This window comes from Alkalibacterium putridalgicola (assembly GCF_900109825.1).
Classification (GTDB): domain Bacteria; phylum Bacillota; class Bacilli; order Lactobacillales; family Carnobacteriaceae_A; genus Alkalibacterium; species Alkalibacterium putridalgicola.
The window spans coordinates 1-13,305 of record NZ_FOBL01000051.1; the positions used below are offsets into that span (position 1 = coordinate 1).

The following is a 13,305-nucleotide window of genomic DNA, read 5'->3' on the forward strand; positions in this document are numbered from 1 at the left end:
AGCGGATCTGTTCCTAGAGATTTCTTAGAGGAGTACACTGGCTATCTACATAGTGATGGGTTCTCCGGGTACAACAATCTTCCAGGGATGACGATGATTGCCTGTCTGGCGCATATCAGACGGAAGTTCTATGACGCCCGTCCAAAGAACTATTCCAGTAAGAGTGTCGCTCATAAGGGAGTCACGCTGTGTAACGAGTTATTTGCGTTGGATAAGTCCCTCAAGGACTTATCTGTTAGCGAACGGTATGATCAGCGCTTAGAACTAGTGAAGCCGAAGCTTGAGGCGTTTTTTGACTGGTGTGAATCCCTAACTGCGCATGGCAAACTTGGCACAGCAATCAACTAAGCGCTGAATCAGAAAGAGCGGATGATGAACGTTTTGAAGGACGGCCGTCTCGTGCTATCCAACAATCTAGCCGAACGTGGCATCAAGTCACTCGTTATGGGCAGAAAGAACTGGCTGTTTTCAAAATCATTTGAGGGCGCACATGCCGTCGCGACTATATTGAGTCTCGTCGAGACGGCTAAATCCAACGGATTACATCCGCGAAAATATCTGGACTACCTCTTAACTTACCTTCCAAATCGACAAAATACACCTTTGGAGGCTTATTTGCCATGGAATCCAAAGGTGCAGATGGAATGTCGCTAGACATTCAGTATATTATACTCTTCGGACATTTCTCATTATAGAGGTGTCCGATTTTTATTTGTAGGTACTCAGCTATTCATCGCTTACAGAAGAAGTCACTTTATAATTATAAAAGTGACTTCTTCTTTTTTTGTAATTATATTAATATCTTACTCCACTAGTGTTGCATAAAACTGTGTTCTTACTGAATTCCGTTATTGTTAAATAAATCACAAGTAGTTTTCGTTCAAAATTCCAAAAAAGTCAAATGCTGGCGCAGCGGATGACTTTTTCCAGAATTTTTTGATTTATTTTATTGGTTTACTTTCAATTTTGCGATAGATTTCACTTATCCTGGTTCAAAAAGAGCTATGAAATAGTCATAGGATTCAAATTTCACTGAACGTAAGTGACGCAAAATCTGAAAAATGGTTGGCTTTAAATTCAATTCCAGCTTAATGAGAAACGTCAGTAGGTAGACAATCAGAGCCATGATCAGCTGGTTCTCAACACCGACTTCCGCTTTCGAGTAGTAGGTCTTAATCGTCATGTGTTGTTTGATGTGCTTGAAAAACAACTCAATTTGCCAGCGCGAGTGATAGAGATTGCCGATGTCTTCAGCGGTCTTAAAGACATCATTCGTAATGATTCGCAAATCAGAACGTCCTTTTTTCGACGAATGGTCACTAGACGCATCAAACTGGTTAAATAACCGTTCCCTCCAAGCAACACATATTGGTCAATGAGTATGTCAGAATTTGTGTCCTTAGGGACATCAAGATTGTCTACTACATGCACGACTGTGTTCTTTTTAATCCGTGAAACGAAGAAATACCCATCCCACTTCATTTGATCAAAAGACTCAAAATCTATATATCCACGATCAAACACATAAGTTGCGTGTGGCTCGTTCACGAAAACATCAAGATAATCATGGTCATGTTCAGAAGCATGAGATATCTCAAATTGTTCAGGGTGAACCAGTCCTTCATCCATCAAGCACACCTTTAGGTGTAGTTTTATGCCACTTTTAGTTGGTCGGAAACTAGCCCAGGGATAAGAGGGTTTACTGAATGAAAAGGTTGAACTATCCACCAGATAGACCTTTCTTTGGCTGCTTATGTGTGTCTTTTGATGTACCCTTTCGAGTAACTGGTTGAAGATTTCCAAGAGAACAGACGTGTCCAGTGCTTTTAATGCCCGAGACAATTGGGAGTAGCTTACTGTGTCCACTCCTATCGCTTTTTTCAATTTAGGATGAACGAGCTGTTGATTCAAATGACGCAAGCTTTCCGTTTCCTCATTAATAGCGAACAGAAAGAGCTTTAAAACCTTTATGAACGTCAGTTTTTTGGTATACCGATTAAAGTCTTGAATTGATTTTTGTGACGATGAACTTAAGTTTTCTAATTTTATCAATGCAAACCATTTATTTATGGTCATTTTTGTTTTATACTTATCCATGCTTTGATCCTTTGTATTGGTCTTGGATAAGTCATCCAGGTACTAGTATAAAGGATTTTTTTATATCATGGAATAGGTTAAAAATTTAATGCAACACTAGTGATCTTACTCATAATAATCGAAAGTATAACGAGACATAGTTTTTCTTCTCTTTTTCTGATTAATCACTAATTATCTGACTTTTAGTTCGTAGTTAATATTTAATAAATTTTTTAAAAAAACTAATTCTATTAGTATTAACAAACTTAGTGAAATAACAGTTTTAATTTTTTAAATTAAGAATTATATTATCAAGTACATAATAGGTTATAAGTATTTTTTGTGGTACTTCTTTATTAACTCCTTCAACTAAAATATTCTCATCATAGTGATTAAAGTTATCTACCAATAATTTCTTTATTTCTGATAATAATTCATAAGGCCCTATCAATTTATTTTGAGTTTTTTGTTTAGTTGTTTTACGATAATTCGATTGTAGTTTTTCATACGATTCAATTTCTTTGATCATATAGTTTTTAAAATTATCAATTAATTTAATTTCCTTTGAAGTCATGAAACTTAAATTAATTTTCAATCCCTTATATACTTCAGCATTTTTCCCCTGACTTCTGTGAATCTCTACAGACCATTTAACTTTATCATTGTTAAATGAATTCAGAAGTTCAGTTCTGAACGTGTTTATTTTCAAATAAGGAATATGGTACTTAAACTTTGCTTTTCGATTTTTTTCTTTTTCTTTTTTTAATTCGTATTCTTTCCCGTTTAAATTTATAAATCCATCTTCTTTGTCAAACTCTTTTCTTTTCGTAGATAAGTCATTATTAAGATTCTTATCAGAATTAATTGCACAAGCTAACGCATAAGAAAACTTTGGAGGAACAGCATTACCAACTAACTTATACTTTACTGAATCAGAATCACCATAGAATCTATAATCAATTGGGAAAGACATAACTGTAGCTACTTCTCGTATAGTAGGATACCTATACCTGTTGCTCTCAATTGGTAGTATAAATGACTCTCTAGATGAACCTGACATAGTCGCCATTATGGTTCTCGCAGGTTTCTCCATATTTTCTGGAAAAGACATTCGCCCCATATATCCTTTGTCTTGTTTCTGACGTTTAGCTTTTTCCCATTCAAAATCAGCTATTTCCTTAAGGTAATGATGATCAGTTACTAAATTCCCTGGTATTTCAAAATTATAATTTATGTCTCTAATTAAGTCATCCTTTTTTTCAAGCGGTAAACCTAAACTATCAGTTACATCTTGCAAAGTAGTTAAGTTATCTTCTGTTAAATTAGAACAAGGGGCAGGGAACTCACCACAAATGTACCTTTTTCTTGTAGAAGGCACATTGTAAAACTGCATTTTATAAACACCTGCTGATTCTTTTTTGACACGAAGAATATCGTCTCCAGTTAAGCCTAAATCTTGCATTGTGTAACTTTCTTGAATATATTTTTCTATGTTACTTACGTTTTCCAAAATCCAGTACTTCAACACGCTATTACTTTTAAATCTTTTTCGAGCTACAATCCGCAAATAAGCCTCTAATAGTACAATTCCTAATGTTTTGTCAGCTTTTCCAGACCTATTAGAACTAGAAAAAGCTACGCATGGTGGTGAGCCAATTATTACTTCGCTATCAGGTACTACCTTTTCAAACTCTTCATTATCTAATTTAGAGATTTCTAGCACGTTACCGTAAGTTGCGATTGGAGTCACACTAGGATGATTCTTGTTGTGAGTTTTTATAGCCGGTTCCCAAATGTCAAAGGCTTTTATAACTTCGAATCCTGCTTGATGAAACCCTTCAGAAAAGCCTCCCGCTCCACAAAAGAAATCAACTACTCTATAAACCATTAATATCTCTCCATATCTAAATTATAAATATATTATTAACCTCTTTTAATTTTCTTAAATCAAATTCTACTATACAGCAAAAGAACCGTTGTTTCATTGTTTATCTAAGCTTTCTAACTATTCTTAAATTTTAATCATTTTCTACCGATTAATTAGCTTAAAGACATAATTCTTACAAAAACTCAAAATACTTTGTAATTCTCACATCGCTATCAATTCTTGAAAGATAGTCTCTATCTAAAAAACAATTGCGATTCCCACAAGATGTTGACGGAACAAAACTACAGTTATGACAAGCCGCACCATTAGAATTTTGAATTCCTTGTCCTGAAGTTCTACCTAATTCATAACAAACAGGATCAGAACTACACCAGTCTCCAGTATTAATAGCTCTATTTAAAAGTAACTCGAATTTATCTTCTGCAGCTAATCGTACTAATCCACCAAAAGTCCCTGCTTTATCCGAATCCGTAACGTATAGAAGTAATCCCTGGCTACCTTCCTCAAGATATAATCGTTCTCTGATAGCTGTCATTGGATATCCACTATGGCGACTTAATTCTTTTATTAATGCATGAGATAAAGTATGAATCAGTATAGCAGAAGGAGAACTAAATCTATCCTGTAAGTAAAATTCGCCTATTCGATGACTCAAATTACTATAATGATCAGAAATCTCTTGTTTTTCTTCCCAATTTTTAAGAATATCAGAATTAAATTCTATGAATATTCCTTCACCGTATACTTTCTTGGCAGGATACCAATTTTTATATTTATATGCACTAGAGAATATTAAAGATTCATTAGGTCCTACTGCTGCTTTATTAAAACTTTCCATTTCATCAGAAGGACTTTCTCTATGGAAATTCGTCTGAATAACAAGCTGTTGTAAACGATCTACATGGTTTACTGATTTAATAATTTTTCGAGAGTTTCTATAAAATGATTTTCTAACTTTTAACTTATCAACATTATCGTCGATTTTTGTTCCATTAAGCCTTTCAAATTCTTGGTTAAGTAGTTCACTAAATGAAATTTCATGATTAAATGGTTCATTATTTTCCGTTATTGATAAAGCCTCTACTGTCTCAGGACGGTACACGTTAAGGGAATTCTTTAATATAGCTACAGGAGTTGCATCACATTCATGCTCTGAGTAATCTCCTGTCCACGGCATTTTTCCGTAACACTTTGCCCCTCTCATTTCATTTACGAAGGGTGAGCCTCCCTCCTCATTGCTTCTTCCTGTTACACCAGTCAATGAATGAGAGGCACCACAGTTACACCTTAAAGTCCAATTTAATATTGATGGTCCTGTTTTATCTATCCATTGACGATTACAGATATTACTTCTTTTTTTTGTGGTGTGAGTGAAGAAGAAGTATGGAAAATCACTAATATGTCCTTTTTTACATATAACTACAATTGGAAACTGAATGAAATTTTGTTTTTTTTCACATTTTTTGCAATTTCTTTTTTTAGTAGAGAATCCTGGTTTTGCCTCGTTAAAAGTCCCGCAATGCGAACAATACTCCAGTAGAGGAAAACGAGTTATTGGTATTTGAAGGTGAGTATTATTAGCTCGGGACTTGTCATGTGTCGTTCGATAGTCAGGAACTTCTAAAAACTTGTGTACTTTTAATACTTTTTCAAGACGTGAATCTTGCATTTCAAATTTTGTAGTATCAATATATGCATTTTTTATTTCTCTGTCATACCACTTATCCACAGCGGCTATAATATAGCTAGAACCATCAGTATCAACGTAAATACTCCCGGGCCCTTGTTGCCCTACTAATTTACCTCTTTGAATTTCTTTACTCATTCAAACCATCCTTTTTTTCTAGTTCCATTACGTGCTGTATTATTAGAATTACTTAAGAATGACTGTTTTTCTGATGAACTTAAAAGTGAACTGACGTGTAATTTACTAATAGAATCAACGCTTCTCATTGAAAACATCATTGGTATGACAGAATCAGGTATATCTTCTTGTTCCTTTGTCATTCTCACCATAAACCCGTTATTTGGTTCTTTTCTAGTTTTATACTCCCATGCATCATAATCTTTATCACTTAAACTATTTAGAATTTCTTTTGTTTTCTTCTTTAAAAATTCTATTTCTGTATTGTCAATTAATTCTGCCCGAGTTGCTAACCGCTTAATAAATCCATTAATGTCATCATAAATCTCTTCAAGATAATTATAATCAGGTGCATCTCCTAAACGCCTAATATCAAACTTTTGTCTTAAAAACCCAACTATTACTGCAGGAAGACCTCTTTCTATTGAAAATCTCGAGAAAGGAGTAACACTTGATTCTTCAACTTGACCATATAATCTCTGGTGGAATTCGATAAAATGCTCATAATGTGATTTATCATTACTGTTTGTAGGGTTATATTCAGTAATAACAAGACCAGGTCTTTCGCTTGTTCTCCTACCAACTCGCCCGCTCACCTGAATGTATTGTGCTGATGTTTTAGGTTGTCCATTTATTGTCATCAACGACAATCGATCAATATCTACACCTACCTCAATTATGTTGGAAGCCAGTACAATATCTATAGATTTGTTATTATTTTCTTTATAAGGTTCTTTCATTTCCGACAAAGCCAATCCTACTTTGTCACTATCAAGTCTTGAGGTAAGTTCTTTCACATTCTGTAAAGCCCTTCTCTTTATTTTAGAAAAATTACGGGAATCATAATAATTATTCAATGCGTGTCGAATGTCTTGTTCAGTAAGAGTTAAAGCTTTCCCAATGTCATTTATTGAATTATAGAAAGACAAAACAGTCCAAAAAGGATCTCTCTCATTTATGGGTAACATTTTTGCTGAAGAAATCAATGAAGACATTACTTGTACCTCTGTTTGAAGTTTTCCTTGAGTAAAAGGATAGACACCGACATATTTTCTCCCATGAGCATTTTCTCCATTTTTATTTTTTTGAACTGTAGAGAAATAATTATCATTTATATCTTTACCGGCTGGCGGAAACAAGTAGGATTTCTCTCTAGCAAAGAGAGATTTAATTTGATTTTGATAAGCCTTAATCGTAGCAGTAGCACAAATGATTTTCGGCAATATTTCATTTGCATTGCGTCTATCTACACATAGCTCTTCAATTAGAGATTCATATATACCTGTAAGTGTTCCTAACGGTCCAGAAATCAGATGTAACTCATCTTGTATAATTAAATTTGGTGGGGATACTATTCTTTCTCCCTTTTTATCTATTCCAAAAAGTGATCTTGCGCTAGGTACCCATGTCAATTGAACAAATTTATCGACCGTCCCTATTATAAACGTTGGAGGATTCCTATATAGCTGTTCATCAACAAAGTATATTGGTAACTTATCATGAAAAACACAACTTGAATCAGGGCAATTAGCTATTAAACCCTCACTATTCGACACTTTATACCCATGGTAAGTACCAGATTTTGATAGCGACATCTCAGCCCCACACCATGGACATGATTCTATTGGAAACTTTGATTTTTCATTCCTTAATATTTCATTATATCTTACTTTTGCTGCCGCAATATTATTAGGTGTATTAGCAGTTCCAACCCACATCCCCAGTGATAGTTCTTCTTCACCCAGTTCTCTTGAAAAATGCCTACGTAGATAATCCAAACTACACATTAAACGAGCAGAACGCTGAAACTGATCAGCGGTTAATAAGCGCAAAGTATACCTCATAATAACATCTGTACCTATATCCTTAGGATTAGTTATTCTCCTATATAAAATTGAAAAAGCTGCCGAAGCTAAATAGGCTTCAGTTTTTCCGCCCCCTGTAGGAAACCAGATTAAGTCTACTGCATTTCTATCTTCGGAATTTTTGTCAACAAACGACTCAATAGACATCAAAAGAAAAGCTATTTGAAATCCTCTCCACTTATATTTCTTCCATTTGGTATTTAAAGCTTTATCGTTTAATCCTAACTTTATTGATTTAGACAAACTATCAAACGTTGAAAAATCTAATGAATTAAAAATATCTTCACTGTTTCTACTAAATTCTATTTTTCCGTCGTCTTTTACAATCTCTCTAACGGTTTTACCATTCATTATTTGCATAAGCATAGCTAAATTGGTTAAGCGAAAGGCATTAAAAATATTGGGATTAGATAGTCTATTTATTCCAGTTTCAATACGGCTGATAATGTATTGAATTTCCTTCAGATTTGAATCGAAAACCGTCTTATAGTATGGAGCGACTTTTGACTGTTTCAATTTTAAATACCAGCTTTTATATCCATCTAATAAAGGAAGCAAGATTTGCTGTAACTCAGTATAATCCTTTGCCGCAGCTAATGACACGTGTGAAATCTCAATTTTTTCTCCATCGACTACTATATCTGGAGTCATTGTCTTAATTTCATATTGAGGTAAAAAAGTAGTTGATATTTCATCCACAAGATTATTTTTTTCCTTCCAAGTTGTGGAACAATTCTGCCCAAAGCCATAATTTTTCTCTGATGAATACAATAAATCAAATTTTTTATCTTCTTCTTCTATTTTAGCTTCAAAATTAGCAGCTGAAGGATAAGGTTGAAATCCACCTACTAAATCACTTGCTCTCAATTCGCATTGAAACATTAAATTAGTATCGCTTTTCTTTTCACTACTTTTTGTAATATTAGTTATACTTACCGTCACAATTTTTAATTGCTCTTCAGTAGATTTTAATCTTATCGACCTAACTAGTGTGTCTATCCTTAGTTCCAATTCCGGTACTTCTCTATTCTGTTTATCGACTAATTTTCTTACTTGCTTTCTTGCTCCATCATTTAAAGGTATTAGAAAACTTGCTTCAAGTGATTTCCTAAACCACCAGTTTTTATCATTTCCTTGTATTTTTGGATTGATTGATAACTGTTCATATGCCCCACAACTAAATTGAATAGACACCTCCCTTTCGCTAGGTAACACAGCAAATGTCATACCAAAAGTTGAAGGTAAGTATTTATTTTCTGAAACTAATTCATCATTCGTAGTAGTTTCAGTTTCTTCGTCTGAATCCACTTCTGATTTATTTATCTCTTCCGCCAAAGCTAGTTCTTCCATATTTTCAACTTCAGCAAGTGCTGATACTAGTGGATATAAGATACCTGAATTATATTTACGTTGAGGACTTCCATAATGAACTTCTTCTTTTACGCCAGCATATGTGTAGTAATAAAATTTTCCATTGTGTTCACTTTCTAACATATCACTAGTTAATTCTTTTGCTTCAGAAAAATCAGTAGTTGGACCAATCATCTCTTCATGAAGCGCAGAAATTATTTTATCTCTATTAATAACATTTTGAGTCAGCGACATAGTATATAATCCTTTCTCTAGATACACTTTTTCACTATAAATAACTAATTGACTTTAACTTATTTTTAAAACTCTGTATAATTCACTATATTCAACTTCAACAGGCTCTTTATTTATAACTTTTACCTTCTTAATACAAAACTCACCTATATTCTCAATATCCATATCAAAAGTATTATATCTATACATTGCAGTCTCAATATCCGACATATCAAAAGTATCAACTATCTTCTGTAAGTTTCTTAATAATATTCTACCCGCCAAAGAATGAGCTCTTCTTATACTCTTATACTCACTTTCTAACTGGACTATTGCTTTCTGATTATAGTTTAGAAACCCAAGTATTTCCTTGTATTCTCTAGGAGCTATTGTCGATCCATATACCCAATCCTGTAAGACTTGTCTTCGAACCTTAATACCAAAATTAGCAAAAACATCTTTTAATCCTATTAAATCTATTCCATTTTCATCCATATAATTGAGTAATTCAATCTTATACTTTGTAATACGTTCAAACATATCTCCATATCCAGAACCCACTATTTCTTTAGCCTTCTGATGAATATACTCTTCGTCAGATGATTGCTTTATAATTACCCAGTCATCATTTAATATATCTGTAATTTTCCTAATATTAATTTTTTTAGTTTTTTTATCTAGTACTCTAACTTTAGAGTTTATTGGGAGAAAAATACACTCTTCATTGGCTAACTCTAATGCTCTAGCAGTTAAAACTTGAATACTTCTATGATTTTGACTCTCTTTTTTTAAATTATTAATGAACTTATTAAAATGATAAGAGGACTCTGATTGGATGGCATCATTGGATTCATCGAGTTTACTATGAGTATTTATACTACTTTTATTGAAGCTAATCCCTGTAAATATACCCGAATTCTCAATATAATTATTGGGAATAATAGTCCTCTTTTTTAACTCATTGCGATAAATATCATAGCTCAAAAAATAAGTATTTGTTGCTTTAAATATAGAGTTCATATTATAGTAATAATTTGGTGATCCAATAAAAAATACATTATCATAATATTTCAAATTTCTAATATATTCATTAGCAGTGACTATCGTATATTTATTTTCAATTTCTTGCGGAAATCGATAGGCAATTACAGCGTTGTTCCCATTATTCGAAGAATATAACTCTTTTAGTCTTCTCTCTAGAGTATTTTTTATGCTGCCTTCTCTAAAGTTAATAATCAGGTTGGAAAACTTTTTTAATATATCTATCGTTTCTTCCTTGTAGTCTTTCTCACTTAAAAGAGTAAAAAATATATTTAAATCGTCAAAGTTAAATTGCTCAAGTTCTGTTTGGTATTCAACAAATGAACCTCGAATTTGATTGAAAAGGTACTTTAGAACATCAAAAGATTCAGTTAAATCTTCATCATCTAAATCCCTAACTCGTGCAAATGTATATCGATAATAATCATTAAACTCTGTAATTTCATTACTGTGTAGTGCTAAAAAATAGACCTGTTTTTCAATTGAATCATAATTCTTTAGCATGTTAAACTCATTAATATACAAATATCTCAACTCCTTTAGGTATCTTAATTCCTTTTTTAGACAAATAAATTCTAATGTTTTCAGTTTCCTGCAACTGTTGTTTAAAATTTTTATTAGATGTCTGCCTGAGTTGATTTATTAGTAACTCTCCGTCCTCTAAATAGTTTTGTCTAATTCTACTTGTAAAATAAATATTTTTAGACGTTTTAAACCTGTCAAAATCTAATCCTCGCTTTGCTCCAACAAAAATACTTACTGAGTTCTTTTGATTATTTTTTTTAACTGACTGACTACTAATCACGTGAACGTTTACATAGTTTGATTCTCTATCGTTATCAAAGTAAAGTAAATCAGAAAGCATAAACACTCCTTTTTCATCTCCAAATTGTAGACTTTGCTGTAGTTTTCGTAGCTCTTTTACTACACTCCGTCCAATAAGATTAATATGCAGATTTGGTTTAATTCGAATATCATTAACTACTTCATCGCCATACCTTTTTTCAAGTACTTTAGATATTCTATCATTAAATTTAACAATATTACTACGCCCTCTGCTCTTAGTAACTATTCCTCCCGTTCTTACCTTATCTTTCCATAAATAGTTTGGAATACTGTTTTCAGTAACTTCGTTTCCAGGTCGTACAACTTCAATTCGTAAGTATGGATTATATTTTTCTTCCATTTTCTCTATATCTTCGACAGCAATTACTTTAGCAGTGCGCCACTGATTTCCATCTTTATACGATACACTCTCCCCAGGTTTAAATTCTGTACCAACAATGTTATTCTTTTTATTCTCAGTTCTCATATTATTTAAATATGAGTCTAAAATACCGGCAGAGGTAACAGCAGTGGGTATTATTCGTGAAATATAGCTAACATACAGAGATATTTCTCCTTCGAAAGAATTAATATATTGCCCTAACTCCCAAAAAAAACTCAGATACTCTTCCGCTTTTTGCCAGATTTCACCAAGATTTATCAGGCGATAATGGAGTTCTTGAAATTCTTTTGATGTATCGTATTTAATTATAGCCCCTGTATTGTCATTTCTTACATTTCCTCTACGGCGTATTCTGGCAGAAAAATAATCTTCGATTTCATCATTATTTTTTTTAAAGATTTCATAATAAGGGCTTTCATTAGTATATTTTATCCCATTGTCCATCATTTTAATTATCATCTCTGGGATGTTTCGAGTTGAGGCATAATAGGATTCCGGATGACTGTCATTAAGTATTAATAAGGATTTACTTGTATTTTCAACGACTTTTTTATTTGTTTTTCCATGTTCTTTAGTTAGATTCTCTGCTTTTGGATAACTCACCATAGATTTAAAAAGAAATCCATATTTGAATAATTCTTTTTTAATATTATCAAAATTAGGTTGATAGAAAAATGAAAAATCTGAAACTTCGGCAATTAAATCTTCAGCTTCTAATAAGTACAATATGTGTTTAAGGTCATCGGGAATCATCTTATTATGATATTTAATTAATAAAAAATTTATAATCTTAGGGTTTTCAATCCATTTGTAATATTGATGAGAAGGAGTATCTTGTGAGAAGGAAAAGCCTAATTTAGTTAAATTTTCTTTTATTCTTTCTCTATTGTTTTCTAAGAAAAAGTAGCGTATGGAATCATCCTTTATATTTGATAATATGTCTTCATAGAATTCACTAAATCGAGGCTTTTTATATAGATTTTTTTTTATTTCTTCACAATTTAATAATTTACTTTTCAGTTCAGCTGGTATATCACTCATATACTATTTCCTCCTCGGGCTTCAATTCTTATTCCTACACAATTAACAAAAACGCTAGACTCTTTTTAGTTGTTTCTCATATGTCGGATAACTAAAACGTATACTGTAATTACTCCCTATTTTAACAGATTTCAACTATAGTAGGAAAGCTTTCAGCAAAACTCATATATTTTTTAATATATATAACTATTGCTTTTTTAATATAACACTCCATCTGCACAGACAAAATCAAAAAAACCGGCGTTGACCGCGACATCTGGCAATACTTCACGGTCCTGCCTGGCTTCAAGAGTGTCGGCGTCATGGGCGACGCGAGGACCTATGAATACACCATCGGCATTCGTGCCATCACATCGATCGACGGCATGACCGCAGACTTCGCCCGCATCCCATGGGACATCCTGCAGAAGATCTCTGTCCGCATCGTCAACGAAGTGAACCACGTCAACCGTATCGTGTATGACATAACCAGCAAACCACCTTCAACTGTTGAGTGGGAGTAAAAAATAAACTTTACCCTCTTATTGTCATGATAAGAGGGTAAAGTTTCACTATCTATTGCATAAATACACTATAAATATATTGGTATTACGTCAATATCTTGGACACGATTTAAGAGAATTTCTTAATGAAACATGGACCCGTTTTGAGGCCTCAAGGTTTCGGTAAACGTTCTAACCGCTGACGCTTTTTAGAACATTTACCGAAACCATGAGGA

The 13,305-nt window shown here is 33.1% G+C and carries 8 protein-coding genes and 2 pseudogenes; 3 read left to right on the top strand and 7 right to left on the bottom strand.

Going from position 1 to position 13,305, the window contains the following annotated elements:
• Positions 1 to 480, top strand: a pseudogene (locus BMX84_RS11740) (IS66 family transposase); the annotation flags it as partial.
• Between the two features lie 27 nt (positions 481 to 507).
• Positions 508 to 654 carry a transposase domain-containing protein gene (locus tag BMX84_RS11745; protein WP_281491804.1) on the top strand — a complete coding sequence of 49 codons (147 nt, stop codon included), beginning with the start codon at positions 508 to 510 and terminating at the stop codon, positions 652 to 654.
• A gap of 328 nt (positions 655 to 982) precedes the next feature.
• On the opposite strand, the gene BMX84_RS12765 is transcribed toward BMX84_RS11745, so the two are convergent.
• The 7 genes from BMX84_RS12765 to BMX84_RS11775 form a co-directional block, all read right to left on the bottom strand.
• Entirely contained in the window at positions 983 to 1,288 is a 306-nt protein-coding gene (locus BMX84_RS12765; RefSeq protein ID WP_343283825.1) for a transposase, read from the bottom strand.
• The gene (locus BMX84_RS12770; RefSeq protein ID WP_343283826.1) at positions 1,180 to 2,097 is read right to left on the bottom strand and encodes an IS4 family transposase; all 918 of its coding nucleotides are present in this window, start codon (positions 2,095 to 2,097) and stop codon (positions 1,180 to 1,182) included. Before BMX84_RS12770 ends, BMX84_RS12765 begins: the two co-directional genes overlap by 109 nt.
• Before the next feature lie 262 nt (positions 2,098 to 2,359).
• On the bottom strand, positions 2,360 to 3,964 hold the full coding sequence (locus BMX84_RS11755) for a DNA cytosine methyltransferase (protein WP_091490074.1): 1,605 nt from the start codon (positions 3,962 to 3,964) through the stop codon (positions 2,360 to 2,362).
• A 172-nt stretch (positions 3,965 to 4,136) separates the two neighbouring features.
• Positions 4,137 to 5,789 carry a DUF1998 domain-containing protein gene (locus BMX84_RS11760; RefSeq protein ID WP_091490076.1) on the bottom strand — a complete coding sequence of 551 codons (1,653 nt, stop codon included), beginning with the start codon at positions 5,787 to 5,789 and terminating at the stop codon, positions 4,137 to 4,139.
• Entirely contained in the window at positions 5,786 to 9,298 is a 3,513-nt protein-coding gene (locus BMX84_RS11765; protein WP_091490079.1) for a helicase-related protein, read from the bottom strand. Before BMX84_RS11765 ends, BMX84_RS11760 begins: the two co-directional genes overlap by 4 nt.
• Before the next feature lie 54 nt (positions 9,299 to 9,352).
• Entirely contained in the window at positions 9,353 to 10,843 is a 1,491-nt protein-coding gene (locus BMX84_RS11770) for a hypothetical protein (protein WP_091490082.1), read from the bottom strand.
• A complete protein-coding gene (locus BMX84_RS11775; RefSeq protein WP_091490084.1) occupies positions 10,833 to 12,587 on the bottom strand; it encodes a hypothetical protein in 1,755 nt (584 codons plus the stop codon). The genes BMX84_RS11770 and BMX84_RS11775 overlap by 11 nt, the downstream gene beginning before the upstream one ends.
• Before the next feature lie 212 nt (positions 12,588 to 12,799).
• Between BMX84_RS11775 and BMX84_RS11780 the strand changes: the two are divergent.
• Positions 12,800 to 13,090, top strand: a pseudogene (locus BMX84_RS11780) (GMP synthase (glutamine-hydrolyzing)); the annotation flags it as partial.
• Positions 13,091 to 13,305: the final 215 nt, after the last annotated feature.

Bases quoted from the DNA above. Each gene is read 5' to 3' on its own strand.
- BMX84_RS11760 (WP_091490076.1), bottom strand. From the start codon at position 5,789: ATGAGTAAAGAAATTCAAAGAGGTAAATTAGTAGGGCAACAAGGGCCC.
- BMX84_RS11755 (WP_091490074.1), bottom strand. From the start codon at position 3,964: ATGGTTTATAGAGTAGTTGATTTCTTTTGTGGAGCGGGAGGCTTTTCT.
- BMX84_RS11775 (WP_091490084.1), bottom strand. From the start codon at position 12,587: ATGAGTGATATACCAGCTGAACTGAAAAGTAAATTATTAAATTGTGAA.
- BMX84_RS12770 (WP_343283826.1), bottom strand. From the start codon at position 2,097: ATGGATAAGTATAAAACAAAAATGACCATAAATAAATGGTTTGCATTG.
- BMX84_RS11765 (WP_091490079.1), bottom strand. From the start codon at position 9,298: ATGTCGCTGACTCAAAATGTTATTAATAGAGATAAAATAATTTCTGCG.